Origin of the sequence: Lacunisphaera limnophila (assembly GCF_001746835.1) — a bacterium.
Classification (GTDB): Bacteria; Verrucomicrobiota; Verrucomicrobiia; order Opitutales; family Opitutaceae; genus Lacunisphaera; species Lacunisphaera limnophila.
The window spans coordinates 3,308,102-3,324,661 of the sequence record NZ_CP016094.1; the positions used below are offsets into that span (position 1 = coordinate 3,308,102).

Annotated in this window: 13 protein-coding genes; 4 read left to right on the top strand and 9 right to left on the bottom strand. The window is 65.0% G+C overall.

The genetic code is table 11. The features are described from left to right. Nucleotides 1–45: 45 nt before the first annotated feature. The 6 genes from Verru16B_RS13810 to Verru16B_RS13835 all read right to left on the bottom strand — a co-directional run bounded on the left by Verru16B_RS13810 (nucleotide 46) and on the right by Verru16B_RS13835 (nucleotide 6,027). Entirely contained in the window at nucleotides 46–402 is a 357-nt protein-coding gene (locus Verru16B_RS13810) for a sulfite exporter TauE/SafE family protein (protein ID WP_069962827.1), read from the bottom strand. Nucleotides 403–510: 108 nt separating this feature from the next. Further along, on the bottom strand, nucleotides 511–1,254 hold the full coding sequence (locus Verru16B_RS13815) for a nuclear transport factor 2 family protein (protein WP_069962828.1): 744 nt from the start codon (nucleotides 1,252–1,254) through the stop codon (nucleotides 511–513). Between the two features lie 91 nt (nucleotides 1,255–1,345). After that, the gene (locus Verru16B_RS13820; protein ID WP_069962829.1) at nucleotides 1,346–2,008 is read right to left on the bottom strand and encodes an ABC transporter ATP-binding protein; all 663 of its coding nucleotides are present in this window, start codon (nucleotides 2,006–2,008) and stop codon (nucleotides 1,346–1,348) included. Nucleotides 2,009–2,089: 81 nt separating this feature from the next. Beyond that, complete coding sequence (locus tag Verru16B_RS13825; protein ID WP_069962830.1) at nucleotides 2,090–3,091, bottom strand: small ribosomal subunit Rsm22 family protein; 1,002 nt, start codon at nucleotides 3,089–3,091, stop codon at nucleotides 2,090–2,092. A 129-nt stretch (nucleotides 3,092–3,220) separates the two neighbouring features. Next, on the bottom strand, nucleotides 3,221–4,399 hold the full coding sequence (locus Verru16B_RS13830) for a class I SAM-dependent methyltransferase (RefSeq protein ID WP_069963758.1): 1,179 nt from the start codon (nucleotides 4,397–4,399) through the stop codon (nucleotides 3,221–3,223). Nucleotides 4,400–4,431: 32 nt separating this feature from the next. Then, nucleotides 4,432–6,027, bottom strand: a complete 1,596-nt coding sequence (locus Verru16B_RS13835) for a lipase maturation factor family protein (protein ID WP_069962831.1) — start codon at nucleotides 6,025–6,027, stop codon at nucleotides 4,432–4,434. A 410-nt stretch (nucleotides 6,028–6,437) separates the two neighbouring features. Between Verru16B_RS13835 and Verru16B_RS13840 the strand changes: the two genes are divergently transcribed. The 4 genes from Verru16B_RS13840 to Verru16B_RS13855 all read left to right on the top strand — a co-directional run bounded on the left by Verru16B_RS13840 (nucleotide 6,438) and on the right by Verru16B_RS13855 (nucleotide 13,500). After that, nucleotides 6,438–9,080: a TonB-dependent receptor plug domain-containing protein gene (locus Verru16B_RS13840; RefSeq protein ID WP_069962832.1), complete on the top strand. Its 2,643-nt coding sequence runs from the start codon at nucleotides 6,438–6,440 to the stop codon at nucleotides 9,078–9,080. A 66-nt stretch (nucleotides 9,081–9,146) separates the two neighbouring features. Continuing rightward, complete coding sequence (locus Verru16B_RS13845; protein WP_157772415.1) at nucleotides 9,147–10,562, top strand: hypothetical protein; 1,416 nt, start codon at nucleotides 9,147–9,149, stop codon at nucleotides 10,560–10,562. A 20-nt stretch (nucleotides 10,563–10,582) separates the two neighbouring features. Further along, complete coding sequence (locus Verru16B_RS13850; protein ID WP_069962834.1) at nucleotides 10,583–12,025, top strand: hypothetical protein; 1,443 nt, start codon at nucleotides 10,583–10,585, stop codon at nucleotides 12,023–12,025. Nucleotides 12,026–12,045: 20 nt separating this feature from the next. Next, nucleotides 12,046–13,500, top strand: a complete 1,455-nt coding sequence (locus Verru16B_RS13855; protein WP_069962835.1) for a hypothetical protein — start codon at nucleotides 12,046–12,048, stop codon at nucleotides 13,498–13,500. Between the two features lie 319 nt (nucleotides 13,501–13,819). Here the strand turns inward: Verru16B_RS13855 and Verru16B_RS17930 are convergent, their stop codons facing one another. The 3 genes from Verru16B_RS17930 to Verru16B_RS13865 are packed head-to-tail and all read right to left on the bottom strand — an operon-like array spanning nucleotide 13,820 to nucleotide 16,556. Further along, entirely contained in the window at nucleotides 13,820–14,305 is a 486-nt protein-coding gene (locus Verru16B_RS17930) for a molybdopterin cofactor-binding domain-containing protein (RefSeq protein ID WP_083270354.1), read from the bottom strand. Next, nucleotides 14,236–16,077 carry a xanthine dehydrogenase family protein molybdopterin-binding subunit gene (locus Verru16B_RS13860; protein ID WP_083270355.1) on the bottom strand — a complete coding sequence of 614 codons (1,842 nt, stop codon included), beginning with the start codon at nucleotides 16,075–16,077 and terminating at the stop codon, nucleotides 14,236–14,238. The genes Verru16B_RS17930 and Verru16B_RS13860 overlap by 70 nt, the downstream gene beginning before the upstream one ends. After that, on the bottom strand, nucleotides 16,074–16,556 hold the full coding sequence (locus Verru16B_RS13865) for a (2Fe-2S)-binding protein (protein ID WP_069962836.1): 483 nt from the start codon (nucleotides 16,554–16,556) through the stop codon (nucleotides 16,074–16,076). The genes Verru16B_RS13860 and Verru16B_RS13865 overlap by 4 nt, the downstream gene beginning before the upstream one ends. Between the last annotated feature and the right edge of the window lie 4 nt (nucleotides 16,557–16,560).

Genomic DNA, 16,560 nt, shown 5'->3' on the forward strand with positions numbered 1-16,560 from the left:
TCCAATTCCTCGGGTGGGGCCCGGGCCAGGTGGCGTCAGGCCGGTTTACTTCGTCCACAACCGCGCGGCGGCGTAGAGCAGGAAAACCGCGAAGGCGCGCTTGGCGTACAGGGGCGGGATTTTCTGGATGAACAGGGAGCCGAGCACCGCGCCGACGGCACCGGCGACGGCGCAGGCCCAGAAGATCGGCCAGTTGATCTTGCCGAGGCTGAAATTGGCGGCGCTGCCGGCCAGCGAGATCGGGATGATCATGGCCAGGGAGGTGCCGACCGCCACATGGTAGTCGACCTTGAAGGCCAGCATCAGCACTGGCACGATCACGATGCCGCCGCCGATGCCAAAGCAACCGCTGGCGAAACCGGCGACAAGGCCGAGAAGAATGTAGCCGAGGGTCGGAATCATGGAAGAGGAGCGTGACCGGCGGGACGCATCGCCACAAGCCGCAGTTCGGAAATGTAGCGCGGGGTTTCCGAACCCCGCCAGCCGGCATGCGGAGACGCCGACCGACAGCTACTTGGCTGAGGCGGCCCCGGGCGCGTCCTTCACCGAGGGAAAATACCAGACGCGGCGTATGTGGTTGTCGCGGATCTCGTAGACGCCATGGGCCTGCTGGGAGACGCGTTTGCCCTCCTTGTCATCCCACGAGGGGCGCTCGCGGACGGTGAGGTAGGGCCCGGTCTGTTCGACGGAGAGAAATTCGGAGCGCACGGTCGGGAAGGATTTGAAGTAGCCGACGAGCCAGTCGCGGAGCTGGGCGCGGCTGGTGGCATCCGTCGAGGTCTGGCCGCCATCCACCGAATAACACGTGAAATCCTCCGCGCAGAAGGCGGCGACGGCGACGGCGTCGTGGCGGTTGAAGGCCTCGAGGTAGGCGCGCAGCAGGACGGCCTCGGGCGTTGTGAGCCAGGCGGTGGTGCCGTGGGCGAAGGGGGTGAAGACGTCGATCTGGACCTTGAACACCCCGGCCGCGATGGCCGGGTCGGGTGCGAGCTGGGACTGGACGGCCGCCTCGTCGGGCAGGCGCAGGACCAGCAGGCCGAGTTCGCCGAAGCGGGCGCCGAGAACGAGCAGGCTCTCGCGGCGCAGGCGGGCGATGTTGGCGGAATGCTCGCGCATGCCGGCTTGGTCGTGGGGCGGTTTGGCGGCATCCCAGGCCGGCCCGGTGGTGAGGCGCACGGCGTAGAGCGTCGGGGGAGTGGCGGGCTGGGCCAGGAGGAACAGTGGGAGCAGGATGAGGAGGAGCAGCGGTTTCATGGGCGGGCGCGGGTGGCTGTTTCCAAGCAAGGCAGGACAGGCAGTGGGATCGGCCCTGGCCGGCCAGCCGATCCCTCAGGAGAAAGGGGGACTAAGGCACCATCATGCCGTCGGCCAGACGGATCACGCGGGAGCCGAAGGTGGCGTTCTCCGCCGAGTGGGTGACCTGGATGATCGTCGTGCCTTCACTGTTCAGCTGCTTGAAGAGGCGCATGATCTCGCGGCCCTGGTCGGAGTGGAGGTTGCCGGTGGGCTCGTCCGCCAGGATGAGCGAGGGCTTGGCCACGAGGGCGCGGGCGACGCCGACCAGCTGTTGCTGACCGCCGGAGAGCTGGTTGGGATAGAGGTCCTTCTTGCCGACGATGGCGAAGCGGTCGAGGACGTCGCACACCACGGACTCGCGCTCCTTCTTGGGCATGTCGCGATAAGAGAGGGGAATTTCCAGGTTCTCGTACACTGTGAGGTCGTCGAGCAGGTGATAGCTTTGGAAGACGAAGCCGATGTGTTTCTTCTGGAGTTCAAACCGCTTCTTCTTGTCGAGTTGGTGCACGGGCTGTCCCACCAAGTCGTACTCGCCGTTCCAGGCGCTGTCGTGCAGGCCAAGAATATGCAGCAAGGTGGATTTGCCGGATCCGGACGGGCCCATGATGGACACGAATTCTCCTTCTTGAATCGTGAGATTGATGTGGCGGAGGGCGTAGAACACGCCGCCCTTGAGCGGATAGACCTTCTCGATATTGCGCAGGGTGATCATGGGAGAAATGGGAACGGCGGTCATGGGTTTGGGTTCCGGGGAAGGCCGCTCCAGTTAGGAACACGCAGGCATGGACAATAGTTACGGCGACTCAATCCGGGTTATCCGGCCGTTTTCGTGGGACCAGTGGTGCAGGGAGGGCCCGGCGCCATGCTTGAGTTCCTTGAAGAGGAGGGGGGCGTCGCGCTTCTGCAGCATCAGCTCCGCCACGCCGCCGGCGTCGCAGTTGAAGATCTTGGCGTAGCCTTTGTAGTGCCTGGCTTCGCCAATCATGACCGAGGGGGCGGGGATGGGTGGATTGCCGAGGGCAACGGGCGTTTTCCGCTCCAGGACCAGGAAGGAATAAGGCAGGGAACGGAGGTCGATACCGGCGCGCTGGCCGAAACGCACCCAGCCCGAGTCGGCGTAGACGCCCACGGGCGGGGGCGCGAAGAAGTGGCACCAGTGCCGCTCGTTGCCGGCCGTGAGCACGCCGCAGGTGGCCTGATGCGGGCAGGGCGCGATGACCTGAAATTGATCCCGGAGCTGTTCGCGCCAGCCGCCAAGCAAGCGGCTGACCTCGTGGGTGCCGGGTTCGACCCAAAGCACGGCTTGGGCGCGGGCGCAGAGCGCGGTCAGTTCCGCCCGGGCGATATCGGTCAGCTCGTTCACAACATGGCTGACCACAAGGAGGCCGATGGGCTCGTCACCGTTGAGGTCACGGTAAGTGGCCCGGTCCACCGGCAGTCCCGGGAAGGCCTTGCGGCCGTAATGCTCGGCAAAATCCATGGCCAGGTCCGAGTGATCGTGGAGTTGCAGCCGGGTGAAATTCTGCGGGCCGAAAAAATTGACCACCCGCCGGCCCGCGATGCCGCTGCCGCAGCCCCAGTCGAGCACGGTGCCGCCGGTCGGGGCGGACCAGCCGCGTCGCTTCAATTCCTGGAGCATGGCGTCCCATTTCCAACCGATGCGCTCGCCATAGGTGAAGTCGTAGCACTCGAGGTCGGTGATCGTATGCCAGTAGGGCCCGCCGGTTTTGTCGCCGGCGAGAAAGGTTTCACGGAGGCGATCGAGCACCTCCCAGTCGAGGGATTCCCAATTCATGCCGGCCAAGGGGCGAGTTTTACGGTGGTGAGCATCGCGCCTAATTCGACACGGACGCAAAGGAGTTGGGCTGGGCGGTCGTTGCGGCCTTCGCGCGGGACATCAAGGGACGCCAGGGTGAGGTCCATGTCAGAAATCAAAGGACAAGTGCCGGGCAAGGGCCTGGGTCTTGATGCCGTAGAACGCGGCGAGGTCGCGGACCTTGGCAGCGGTGGCCTCATCGCGGGCGAGGCCGGGGCGCTTGGTGGCCGCGATCATCAGGTTTCGCGCGGTGTGCTCGGTCGAGATGAACTCAAACACCTTGGTCTCGTAGCCGGCCCACTCGAGGAGCAGGGCGCGGAGGGCGTCGGTGACGAACTCGGCGTGGCGTTCCTGCCAGATGCCGTGGCGCAGGGCGGGGGCGAGCACGGGCGCGGCGTGCAGCTGCGGACGGAGTTCCTTCTGGCAGCAGGGCGAGACGACGAGGAGTGTGGCACCTGCCTTCACGCCGCGGGCGAGGGCGTCATCGGTGGCGGTGTCGCAAGCGTGCAAGGCAATGAGTACATCGGGGTCCGGGAGCTCGGCCTCCTGGATGGTGCCACCGACAAAGGAGAGCTTGGTGCGGCCGGTGTCGTGGGCGATGCGGTTGCAGAGCGTGACGAGTTCGGGGCGGGCCTCGACGCCGCAGATGCGGGCGGAGCGCTGCAGGGCGCGATCAAAGTAGTCGTGGGTGGCGAAGGTGAGGTAACCCTTGCCGCAGCCCATGTCGGTGATCTCAACCGGCCGGTCGGCGGCCAAAGGAGCCTCCGCGACGAGGTGGCTAAGGATTTCCGTGAACTTGTGGATCTGACGGTGTTTGTCGGTCATGCCCTCACGGACGATGCCGGCGGCGTTCGTGACGCCCAGCGCCTGCAGCCAGTCCTGCGCATCGGGTGCGAGCAAGCGGGGCTTCGCGCGGTCGTGGGCGGTGTCGGGCGGCGGCTCGACGGCCCGGCCGAGGTGCAGGCGGGGTTCACCCTTCCGGTTGAACTCGAGCTGGGCACTTTGCCGGGTGGTTGCCAGGTGGGCGCTGTGGAACACGGTGCCGATCAGCCGGCTGATCTCGCGGACAGCCTCGGCGGGCGGAAGGTTCTTGGTCAGGTCGCGTGTATCGTGGCGCCAGACGAAGGAGAGATGCGGCCCGGATTTCAGGGTCACCGGCCGGACGATGAGTTTCTGCAGCGTGGGGTCCTCGCCTCGCGGCTTGCCCAGGGTGATGCGCGCGAAGGTACCGTCGCTGACGGCAGCGTCGAGGCGGGTAGCGAAATCTTCCTGGGGCGTGACCGTCATCCGCACCATCAGACAGCGCCGGAAGCCATTAGTCAACCGGCGGGCGGAGCGGGTGGGGGCGGACCGGTGAGATTGCCGTCCGCGTCGAGGGAGAGGGGTTGGGTGAAGTCGGCGACATAGCCCTTGGTCCAGAACCGGCCGGTTTCCCGCCACGTGGGCAGGTCGGTGAATTTGAATTCAAAGACCACGATGCGGATCATCGTGGCGGGCCGATCCTCGAACGGGTCGTCGCGGAAGAGGCCCATCACGTCGGGGTTGCGCCGGAGCAGTTGCCGGGCGACCCCCGGCAGCACGGGGGACTGCTCGTAGAGCGCCAGCTGCAGGGACGATTCGAAGCGGGCGAAGCGCGGGGCGAGGAACGGCGAGATCCGATCTTCGAGCTGTGGTTTGTAATGGAAAAGGTAGGGGCGCCAGGTGGCGCCGCCGTCGTTGGAGCCGGCGAATTCGACCTCGAGCTTGGTGGCAGGGAAACTGGCGAAGGGCACGTAGGCGTTGGCGAGGCGGAAATCGCGGAACAGGTAGTCGACGGGGCGTTCGCGAGGGTCGGGCTTGCCGATCACGGTCCGGCCCGTGGCCTCGACCACGAACGCATGGAGGCCCAAGCCGAAGTGCAGCCAAAGCAGCGCGGTCAGCCCATGGTGCATCCAGCGGCGGGACGGCGCCACCTTGGCGGCCGGGGCGCCTTCGAACCAGGCGGCCAGGCGTGACGCGCGCAAACGGCGGGCGGCGGCGGCCAACATCTGGTCGTCGAGCAGCAACAGGCCAAGGGCGATGGCCGCGGTGTTGAGCCAGCCGAAATTCCCGGTCAGCTGGATGCCGCCCTGCAGGGCGACCCAGAGCCCCAGCGCCACCCAGCGTCCCCGCGCCCCACCGAACACGGCGAGCAGCGGAGCCAGCAACTCCGCGGCGAAGGTCAGGCCGATCTCGCCCACGTGCCAGGCATGGGGCAGTTGGTGGTCGAAAAAGCCGAGGATCGTCGGGGCCGGGCTGGTTTCGTACATCACATCCAAGGCAGTGAAGTCGCGCCAGTGGGTGTCGCCGGCGAAGGCCTTGATCAGCCCGGAGCCGAACATGATGCGGAAAAGCAGCCAGCGCATCATGAAGACCGCGAGGGCACTGGGCGGGCGGGACGCGCCCAGTCCGGGCCGCAGCCCGGCGGGCGCAAAGACGATGGCCAGCAGCGCGGTCTCCAGCATCAACTGGTCGATGATGGTGGGGGAGAACAAGCCCCAGGTGGAAACGAAGGATAAGAAGCAGGCCCAGCAAGCAAACAGGGCCATGCGTGGCCACAGGTTCAGCACCAGTGCCGCCGCCGCGCCGAGCCCGGTCCACGTGAGCAGGGTGATCATGCCGGGGCCGGAGCTGACCCAGAAGAGACTGGGGGCGCGGATGAACCGCTCGAGCGGGTGGGGGAATACCTCGCGCAGGTGCGCGCAGAAGCGTTCGACCGGGGCCAGTCCGTCGGGACCGATCAGGGCGCGGCCCTCGGTGTGAATGCCCCAGAAGATGAGCAGGTACACGATACCGATGGCCCGCAAGACCAGCCAGCGGGGCCAGAGGTAGGTGGCGCGGCCGTCGCGGGCCGCGAAGTTGCCGAGTTCGAGCCAGGCGCGGCGAAGGAGAGTCATCGAGGGGCGGGGCGGGGTCGCGCCAGCACAAACCCGACCGGCGGCAAGTCAAGGGAGGAGTGCCCCCGCCGCCGAGGGAACGGGCAGGGTGGGTGAAGTTCCCGGCGTCACCGACATGGTTCCATGGCGTCGTCGCGCTCCGCACCCGCCGGCGCAGCGGCGCAAAAATGGCATTGGTCATCGTTGCGGATGCCGGCCGCTCGCGCCGCGCCGCGCGCCGGTGCGCGTCAAGCCGTTGCGCTGGCTGGGTTCCATGGGTCCTTAAGAAAAGAATTCATAGCGAGGCGCGCCGGCTAGCGGTGGCACCGCGGGTGCTAAACAAGAGCCTGTCAGACACTACACACCAAACCACCTGCGAAACCATGAAGGCTAAGTCTAGACCCATCCACGCGTTGTTCGTTTCAGCCCTGATGCTGTCCCCCGCGGCGCTCCTTGCCCAAGTGAAGCCCGCCGACACCACCAAGCCGGCCGAGCCGATCCTTGTATTGGAGAAATTTGTCACCGATGGAAATGTCAACGATCCCCTCGGCGTGATGCCGACCACGCCGAACGGATCGGCCTTCGGATTCGACAAGACCATTTTGGATACTCCGCGCTCGGTCTCGGTCATTAGTGCCGACGTAATCGACAAGATGTCGCTCTCTGCCGTCGAGGACCTCGTGCGCGTGGTGCCCGGCGTCTTCACGGTCACCCGTTTCGGCATCCAAGGCGCGATCGACGTCCGAAACGTCCCAGCCGACACCTATTTCCGCGGCATGAAGCGCATCAACCTCCAGGGTCACGGTCGCTCGGTGCTCGCCGCTATGGACCAGATCGAGGTCGTGAAGGGCCCGCCCTCGCCGATCTACGGCATGGGCAAGATTGGCGGCTACACCAATATGGTGCCGAAGGCCGGCCGCGCCAAGACGGGCGCCTATCTCACCGAGAATGAGGGTACCATGCAGCTCACGCTGGGCAGTTACAACAAGTTCGAGGCCACCTTTGGCTATGGCGGCCCCCTGTCGGTCGCGGGTAAGAAGGGTGGTTTTTATGTATATGGCCTGGTGGAAGATTCGGACGCCTTCGTGCAGGATGTTGGGGTGACGCAGAAGATCATGCAGGCCGCGGTGAGTCTCGATGACGCCGTCGGCAAGATGCGCCTCGAATCCGGATTCAGCTACCAGCTTGGTGGTACGGCGGGTGGTTTTCCTGGCCGCATCACGCAGGACTGGATCGACAACGGCACCGTCATCACCGGTGTGCCGCTGAAGAATCTCGACGCGAACGGCAACGGGTCCGTCGGTTACTACGAACTCTACCGCGGTTCCCCGGTGCGGGGCAACCTGAGCGGCAACAACGCCCCGCTGAGCCAGCGCTTCAACTGGCCGCGTGATCCCAACGGCAACTACTACGCGCTCGGTTCCTTCCCGACCGTGGCCGGCATCCCGCGGACCATGTACGACTACCTCGTCGCCAATCCCGCAGCTGATCCGACCGGTCTGTTGCGCGCCCAAGGCGTGGGTTCGCCGCTGCCGACTTCCGCCCAGCTCCCGATCGGCTTCGTGCTCGATCCCCGAACGGTGGGCACCGCCACCGTCGACTATAGCCGCGCTAGCGCCTACGAGCGCGACCTGGAGGCCGAGTTCATCGTGGGTTACATCGACCTCATCTACGATCGTGACCCGGACTTCGGTTTCAAAAACCAGCTCTTCTTCGACAGCCAGGACCAGTACAAGGTCTCCAACACCCCCAGCGGCGGCAAACAGGACGTCTACGTGATCGAGAACAAGTTCACGATGACCAAGCGTTTCACCCGACTGCCGGACTGGGTTGAGGTCAACAGTCTTGTGTCCGCCAACGTACGCGGCACGCGTTCCACCGGCTACCGCTGGGGTGGTGACTTCGGCGGCGGCTACCGGGTCGACGCCACGCTGCCAGTCGCGGTGTACGACAACTTCACGCACGCCTTCGAGAACAACGACATCAACAATGACGGTGCCCCCTGGACAAGCCGGTATCGCACGCTGTACACCGAGGTTGGCGGCGGCGTGCTCCTCGACATCGACCTGTTCTCCAAGCTGAACGTCATGGTCGGCGGTCGTATCGACGGTTCAGAGGCTGAGAATCTCAACGTCGCTTCTTTCAACGCCAACACTGGCACTTCTGCCAATCCCGGCCGCATGAATACGGCTGACGAATACGCCAAGGGCTGGGACCGCGGCGGCTCTTGGAGCGCCAGTTTGAGCTACAAGGGCATTCCGAAGGTCGTGCCTTATGCGACCATCGGACGGTCCAGCCTGACTCTGGAGTCGAACAACAATAGCCTCGACAACGCGGTGATCAACGCCGGCCACATCGGTGAAGGCGAAATCCTCGAGGCTGGCATCAAGACCAGCCTCCTGAAGAATACCGTCTTTGTCACGGTCGCGGCGTTCGAGCAGACGCGCACCGACGTCAGCCCTAATTCCGATTCTTCCATCATTAGTGCCGAAGTCTCATCGACGAAGACGCGAGGCACCGAAATGGAAATCAAGTGGGTGCCGAACAAGGCATTCTCCGCCTCGGCCTATGCCTTGGTGCAGCGTACCACCTATGAACCCATCACGGCCGGTACGATCTGGCTAAACGCCAGCTGGCTCGGATTCAAGGATGTCGTTGATCCCGCCACCGGTCAGATCATCTACTACGCCGACGCCTTCGGTTACGGCGGCAAGCTGAACTTGGTCGTGCCGCAGGAAGTAGCGGTGCAATACGATGTGAAGCAGGGCGTCCCGGAAAACCAGTTCGGCCTGAACACGATCTATACGCATGCGAGCGGCTTCGGTTTCACGCTGAGCGGAAACTACTTCGCCTCGACCTACTCGGGCCGCTTCAAGCTGCTCAAGCTCCCGCCGACCCGGACGGTGAACGTGGGCCTTTTCTACCGGCTCGGCGACTGGCGCGCCAAGGTCGACGTCTTCAACGTCACCGATGACGTCAGCTTCCGCGCCCGCAGTGGCGGCAACGGCAGCGAGACGCTGCTCACGGTCAATCCCGAGCGCCGCTACCAATTCACCATCAGCCGCGCCTTCTGATCTCCCGCGCCGGTCTCCTTCCGGGACCGGCGCGACTCTTTTTCAACCGTCCCTCGCTCCCTTCCCATGGCCCGTTTATCTACTTTCCTGACTTGTCCCGTGGTCGCCCTGCTGGCGATCGCCTCCCCGTTGCACGCCGATCCGGCGGCCGTGGAGAAAAAAATCCATGCCTTGCTCGACCAGGACAAGATCTTCGCCTCCTTGCCGGGGGCGGACTTCTTGTCCTTGGGCGTCGGCTTCGAATTGCCGGATGGGGGCAAGCAGGTCACCGCGCTCGCGCTGGCTGCTCCAGGCGGGGCGTTTGATCCGCGTGATCTGGAGAAGTTTCCCGCCGCCACCCTCGGTTACGAGGCCAAGTGGTGCGTGGAACGCTTCAAGTTCTACAATATGGATTGGGACATCACCGGTCTGCGCCTGACCTCGCTCGATCCGGAAGCGAAGAAGTACCCGTGGCTGGTGATCATGAACGGTGGCGCCGCCAACGTTTATGAGTTCTACGTGGACCTGAAGAGCCAGCCTGGCTGGGGCCAGTTTCTCGCCCAGAAGCTCAACGTCATGATCGTGTCCATTCCGGGCAATTTCAAATACGGCGGATGGAAAGAGCCGATCGAGAGCAATGACCGCCAGCCGGCCTACCTGTTGAACCAGGATCTCCCGATGGCCGAGAACAACGTCCGCCACGCCATCTATACCAACCGTCTCATCATGCACGGCCTCGAGCAGCTCATGATGAAGCACACGACGGGCGATCTCTTCATGATCGGCCATTCGACCTCCGGCGAACTGGCTTTCCTCTCCTATGAGTACCCGGCGCTGGCCGCCCGTTTGAAGGGCCGTTTCCTCGGCTGGGGCTCGGGTGGTCCCGCCCGCGTCCACGCCATCCGGGCCGTAAAGGAGCCGGAAAAGGGCCGCGGTTACGGCGGCGAGCGCAAGCCGCCGGCCCTGCACGAACTCAACCGCCGCAGTGCTTCGGGTTACAGCGGTGGCTACAGCCGCTGGCTCAACCCGCTCTACGTGGCCGGCGACTCCACCTACCAGATCGCCGAGAAATGGATGGCCGCCGAGGGTGTCCGTCGCCCGATGTTCAAGCAGCCCTTGCAGGACCTCGAGCATTCCGCCGCCGGCTGGAGCCGGATCGGGGATGTCACCCGCCAGATCGAGGTGCTCCTCGCCGAGGCCGGCAATCCCTGGGGCGTGAACATCGACGAGGTCCAGAAAGACCTGTTCTCCACCGCCTACACCCGCATGGACGGCTTCAACCAGATGGTGTGGTGCGTCGCGCACTACGACCGCAACCACTGGGTGCCGGAGACCCCGATGGACAGCTGGGAGGTCTTCCTTGCGAAGGAATTTCGCCTGAAGAACCCGGACGCCAAGGTCCGCATCATCGTCTGGGACCTGCCCATGACCCACTACGGCCACGTTGAGAAACCCCAGCAACTCGCGGCCGCCTTCTACAGCGTCGTGCGCTGGTACAAATAAGCCCCTTTCGCTCCACCACCATGAAATCCCTTTTTTCCGTCCTCACGCTGGCGCTCGCCGCCGGCCCGGCTCTTGCCGATTACTCGGGCGGCAAGATCGCCTCGCTGCTCGACCAGCCCACGAGTTATGTGATGCTCTCCGAGACCGACTTCCGCGCCCTCGACATGGGCGTGCTGCCCGACGGCGGTAAAACCGTCACGGACCTCGCCTTGGCCGCCCCGGGCGGCGCCTTTGACCCGCGGGATCTCGCGAAGGTCGACCCGAAGATTCTCGGATACAAGGCCGACTGGTTCGTCGAGCGGTACACCCGGTACAACCTGCCCTGGGACATCGGCGGGTTGCGCCTGACCAGCAACGACCCCGAGGCCAAAAACAAGCCCTGGGTCCTCATCCTCAACGGCGGCGCGGCCAACATCTACGAGTTCTTCATCGACCTGAAGAACCGGCCGGGCTGGGGCCAGTTCCTCGCCCAGAAGCTCAATGTGCTGATCGTTTCGATCCCCGGTAATTTCAAATATGGCGGCTGGGCCGAGCCGATCGCAACCCGCAAGCCCGCGTTCCTGCTCGACCGCGATCTCACGGACGACGAGGAGCTGGTCTACAACTCGGTCTTCACCTTCCAGGTCATCCTGCAGGGCCTGAAGCAACTGGTGGTCAACCACACGACCGGCGACCTGCTGATCGTCGGACACTCGACCGGCGGCGAGCTGCCCGCGCTGGCGGAGACCGATCCCGAGCTCAAGGCCCGCCTCAAGGGCCGCTACCTCGGCTGGGGCTCGGGTGGCCCGGTCAGCCTCAAGGCGGTGGTCTCCGCCCAGAAGGCCGCCAATCCCGACTACAAGGCTCCGCCCACGCTCACCGGGGGCGGTGGCGGCGAAGGTGGCGAGCGCAAGTGGACCGAGCCCGGCCCGTTCTGGATGAACGTCATGGCCCGTCGCACCCCCACGGTCTACGCCCGCACCTACAGTCGCTGGCTCAACCCGCTCTATGAGACCGGTGATTCGGTCTTCACCATCGCCACGAAATGGCTCGATGCGGAAGGTCGGCGCCGCGCGAATTTCAAGCAGCCGCTGCAGGACCTCGAGCACAGCGACAACTTTGACATGAAGGGTGAGGTCGAGGTCGCCATCGAGCGGGCCCTGGCCAAGACCGGCAATCCCTGGAAGATCAACGTCGAGGATGTCCAGAAGGATCTCTGCTCGACCAGCTTCGCCCCGACCACCGGGTACAACACGATGGTCTGGTGTGTCGCCAAACTCGACGGCCATTGGAACGCGCTTTACCCGGGGCAGGGGGGCGACGTCACCCTCGCCAAGGAGTATCTTCGGCGCAACCCGACGGCCAAGGTCCGGGTGATCGGCTGGGACCTGAACATGACCCACTATGGTCACGTCGAGCTCCCCGAGCAACTCGCCGCCGGTGTCGTCGATGTCGTCGACTGGATGATGAAACAGGGCTCCTGAACCGCTCGCAACACTCTAACATGAAATCACCCTTCCGTATTTTTACGCTGGCCGCCATTGGTTGCCTGCTGGCCGGCACCGCCCTCGCGACGCCTGAAGTTGAAAAGAAGATATGGGCACTCCTCGATGACCCGAAGTCCGTGTACGTGTCATTGGACACGCCGTCCTTCATGTCGCTCGGGGCGGGCTTCGAGTTGCCCGACGGCGGCAAGCAGGTCACCGCCCTGGCCCTCGCGGCCCCCGGCGGGGCCTTTGATCCGCGGGACTTGGAGAAGATCCCCGCCGCCTCGCTCGGCTATGAGGCGAAGTGGTGCGTTGAGCGCTACAAGCACTATAACCTCGATTGGGATATCACCGGCCTGCGCCTGACCTCGCTCGATCCCGAGGCGAAGAAGTACCCGTGGCTCGTGATCATGAACGGCGGTGCCGCCAACGTGTATGAGTTCTATGTGGACCTGAAGAACCGACCGGGCTGGGGCCAGTTTCTCGCCCAGAAGCTCAACGTCATGATTGTGTCCATCCCGGGCAATTTCAAATACGGCGGGTGGGATGAGCCGGTGAAGAGTGAGCTGCGCCAACCGGCCTACCTCTTGGACAAGGAGCTCTCGATGGAGGAATACGAACTCCGGAACTGTCTTCTCACGAACACCAACGTGATGAAGGGCCTGAAGCAGCTGCTGATGAAGAACACGACGGGAGACCTTTTGCTGATCGGTCACTCGACCTCCGGTGAAATGGCAATGCTGGCCAACAACGATCCCGAACTGCGGGCGCGGACCAACGGGAGGTACCTCGGCTGGGGGTCAGGTGGCCCGGCCCGTCTGGACCGGGTTCGTGAGGCTCGCGAGGGAGTGTCAGCCGGTGAAGATTCCGCCCGTCCGGCCCGGGCGGTCGCGGCCGGGAGCACGCCGCCCGGACCGCGCGAGCGCACGCCCTTGCACAAGCTTTCCCGTCGAGATGCCAAGGGGTACTCGGGCGGGTACAGTCGCTGGCTGAATCCGCTCTACGAACCCGGCGACTCCACCTACCAGATCGCGGAGAAGTGGATCGTGGCCGAGGGACGCCGCCGGGCGCAGTTCAAGCAGCAGATTCAAAGCATCGAACACGGCGGCGGAATCGACCTCAAGGGCTGGATCGAGTATTCGATCGAGCAGATCCTGGTAAAGACCGGTAATCCCTGGGGAGTGAACCTCGAGGAGGTCAGCGCCGAGCTGTTCTCCACCCATTACACCAAGATGGACGGCTATGACCGCATGGTCTGGACGGTCGCCCACTACGACCGCAACCACTGGGTGCCCGAAGATCCGATGAAGAGCACCGAGGTCTTCTTCGCCAACGAATATCGCCGGGTGAATCCGAAGGGGGAGATCCGCCTCATCGTGTGGGATCCGCTGATGACGCACTACGGCCACGTCGAGCTGCCGCAGCAACTGGCCTCGGCTACCTACAGCGTGGTCCGCTGGCTCGACCGGTGAGTTCCGCGCCGACGGGGTACTTTGTTTGAGACATTTACTGGGTTTCAGGCGGTGGTCGCAAGACCACCGCCTGTTTCTTTTGACCACCGGCCGCGGGTCCGACGCGCGGGAACAGCACGAGCTCGTCATGTTCGTATTACGAACATGGGGTTCGAGGCCGACGCCTATTCCCCTCAATCCTCGGGTTGGGGATTCCGGTTGAGTAGAGCGTGCTTGATCCTCCGTGCGTTGTCGTTGGTTCGCCGCTGCGACGACCGTGCGCCTCAGGTCGGTGGAAGCACCACCCCGACAGGCCATCAAGCCGGCCAAACCTCCGGATCTAAGCGGGAACTGCGCCGGCGGCCTGGAAAGCAGCGACGAGCGCCGGGCGGGTGAAGGGAATCGTGCGGACGCGGACGCCCGTGGCATCGAATAGGGCGTTGCCGATCACGGCCGCCACGGGGCGGGTGGCGGGCTCGCCCGCACCGTACAATTTGGTGTCGGGGCGGTTGTTCAGCATGACCACGTCAACGGCGCCGGGGGTTTCGGTGCTGTTCAGGATCGGGTATGTCACCCAGTCCCGGCTGAGGACCTCGCGTGCATTGAACTGCACCGCCTCGTGCAGGGTGCGGCTCAAGCCCTGCACCAGGTTGGCCTCAATCGTGCCGAGCAGGCTGCTTGGGTTGATCACGTGGCCGCAGTCGTGGGCCACGACAAAGCGCTTCACCTTAAGCTCACCCGACTCGAGGTTGACGGCTACTTCCGCGACGAGCGCCACCATCGTGCCATTGCGCGGCGCGTAGGCGATGCCCGGCCGGTGCGCCACGGGCCGCTCTGGTCCGGCTTGGGCGATGGCCGCGTGTCCCAACCGGCCCGTTCCGCGGCGGCCTGCACGACCGCCCGGTCGCGGGCACCCTTCAGATATTTCAGACGGAAGGCAACGGGGTCGGAGCCCGCGATGGCCGCGAGTTCGTCGATGAAACCCTCGCTGGCGAAACACACAGCCATGCCATCCGGGTCACGCAGGTGTGCCGTGCGCAGTCCGGTGCTGAGCGTGTGTTCCCACGGGATGAGGTGGGAAACCTTCCGCTTGTGGGGGAAAGCGTAGGACTCGGCGGAGAATTGAAAACGGTCGGTGCTCTTGGTCGGCAGACCGCCGATGAGCTGGGCCGACAGGGCATCGCCCGGTTCCGACGTGCTGGAGGGGCGCACCCGGCCGGAAAAGCCGCGGGCCTCGTAGTCGAAGGCGAGGACCGCGCCCTGTGCGTCGAGTCCACCGCGGAGGCGCACAGTGATGGGCGGTCCTTTCGGATCCCACGCCGTGCCGTCGGCACGCATGTATTGCACGCGCACCGGGCGGCCAACGGCCTCGGATAGGATGACGGCATCCATCGCGGCGTCGTCGGCGTCATTCATGCCGTAGGAACCGGGCCCCGGCAGCCAGATCACGCGTACGTCGCTGGCCGGTCGATTCAGCCAGCCGGCGGCGGCCGTGCGGAGCGGGTAGGGCTTCTGGCCGCCCATCCAGACGGTCACACCGTCGGCGCGCACGTCAGCCACGCCGCAGCCCGGGCTCATGCAGGCATGCGATTGGAACGGATATTCGTAGATCGCCTCGAGCCTCGTGGCGGCCGCAGCCAGGCCGGCCTCAATATCACCGGTGGCCCCCTTCTCGGTCTGGGAGCTTTTCGGGGTTGCGCCAAGGAGGTGGGCATACAGGGCGGAGTAGCTTTCCGGGAAAAGCGCTTCGCCGTCGGTCCATTTCACCTGTAGTTGCTCGGCGGCACGCACCGCCTGGTATTCCTCGGTGCAGACGACGGCCACAAAGTCCCCGCGGGTTACGACCCGCACCAGGCCCGGGAAATCCTGGCCCGGGACTACCGCGACTAGGTGGGCGTTGGCGTGGGGCGGACGGATCACCCGGCCGTGCACCATGCCGTCCAGCTTCAGATCCACCAAGTACGTGTACGCGCCGGTTACCTTCGGCGGGATGTCCGTGCGCGGGACGGCCTGGCCCACGATCGTGTAGTCGGTCGGCGGTTTCGGTGTGGCGGTATCCGTGAGCGTCAGTTCGAAACGCTGGCCGCCGATCAGCTCGCCATAGGTCACGGAGCGGGACAGATCCGAGCGCAAGCGGATCACGCCGGCCGAGACAATGAGGGCGTCGGCGGAAACGCCCCAGCGCGCGGCGGCCCGGGCGATTAGTTCGCGGCGGGCCTCGGCCGCGGCCTGGCGCAACGCGGGCACACCCTGCATGATGCCATTGCTGGAGCCGGTTCCACGCTGGTCGACAGTGGTAGCGGTGTCACCCATGCGCAGGGTTACGTGGTCGAGGGGGACATCAAGCTCCTCGGCGACGATCATGGCGAAGGCGGTGCTGACACCCATGCCAGCCTCGATCTTGCCCACGGAGGCGAGCACGCGACCATCGGGTTGCACGGCGAGCCAGGAGTCGAGCTTCGTGGGATCGACCAACGGGCCACTGTCGCCGCCCTCGTCGTCTTCGGCGCCGCGCAGCGGAAGCGCAAAAGAGACGAGGAGCACGCCGGTGGCGTGCAGAAAGCCGCGCCGGGTCCAACGGGAATCGGGGGCGTTCATGATGCGGCCTCCGCCGCCAGCGTGGCGGCTGCTCGCTTGACTGCCCGCAGCAAGCTCATGTGCGTGCCGCAGCGGCACTGCAGTCCGCTGAGAGCCTCGGCCAACTCGGTGTCGGTGGCGCGGGGGTTGGTGCGGAGGAATGCCGCGGCGGTCATGATCCAGCCGTTGATACAGTAGCCACATTGGGCGGCCTGTTCGTCCACAAAGGCAGCCTGCACGGGGTGCAGCTTATCGTCCTGGGCGAGGCCTTCGAGGGTGGTTACTTCCGCTCCGCCGACGATGCCCACCGGGAGCACGCAGGAGCGCACCGCGACGCCATCGATATGGACGGTACAAGCGCCGCATTGGGCGAGTCCGCAGCCAAAGCGAGGTCCCTTCAGGCCGAGGGCATTGCGGAGGACATAGAGCAGCGGGGTGTCGGGATGGTCGGTCACCGGGCACGCGCGGCCGTTGACCTTCAATTCGAGGGGGAGGGACATGGTA

Bases quoted from the DNA above. Each gene is read 5' to 3' on its own strand.
- Verru16B_RS13835 (WP_069962831.1), bottom strand. From the start codon at position 6,027: ATGACTCTCCTTCGCCGCGCCTGGCTCGAACTCGGCAACTTCGCGGCC.
- Verru16B_RS13830 (WP_069963758.1), bottom strand. From the start codon at position 4,399: ATGACGGTCACGCCCCAGGAAGATTTCGCTACCCGCCTCGACGCTGCC.
- Verru16B_RS13815 (WP_069962828.1), bottom strand. From the start codon at position 1,254: ATGAAACCGCTGCTCCTCCTCATCCTGCTCCCACTGTTCCTCCTGGCC.
- Verru16B_RS13860 (WP_083270355.1), bottom strand. From the start codon at position 16,077: ATGAACGCCCCCGATTCCCGTTGGACCCGGCGCGGCTTTCTGCACGCC.
- Verru16B_RS13820 (WP_069962829.1), bottom strand. From the start codon at position 2,008: ATGATCACCCTGCGCAATATCGAGAAGGTCTATCCGCTCAAGGGCGGC.
- Verru16B_RS13865 (WP_069962836.1), bottom strand. From the start codon at position 16,556: ATGTCCCTCCCCCTCGAATTGAAGGTCAACGGCCGCGCGTGCCCGGTG.
- Verru16B_RS13850 (WP_069962834.1), top strand. From the start codon at position 10,583: ATGAAATCCCTTTTTTCCGTCCTCACGCTGGCGCTCGCCGCCGGCCCG.
- Verru16B_RS13845 (WP_157772415.1), top strand. From the start codon at position 9,147: ATGGCCCGTTTATCTACTTTCCTGACTTGTCCCGTGGTCGCCCTGCTG.
- Verru16B_RS13840 (WP_069962832.1), top strand. From the start codon at position 6,438: ATGCTGTCCCCCGCGGCGCTCCTTGCCCAAGTGAAGCCCGCCGACACC.
- Verru16B_RS13810 (WP_069962827.1), bottom strand. From the start codon at position 402: ATGATTCCGACCCTCGGCTACATTCTTCTCGGCCTTGTCGCCGGTTTC.
- Verru16B_RS13825 (WP_069962830.1), bottom strand. From the start codon at position 3,091: ATGAATTGGGAATCCCTCGACTGGGAGGTGCTCGATCGCCTCCGTGAA.
- Verru16B_RS13855 (WP_069962835.1), top strand. From the start codon at position 12,046: ATGAAATCACCCTTCCGTATTTTTACGCTGGCCGCCATTGGTTGCCTG.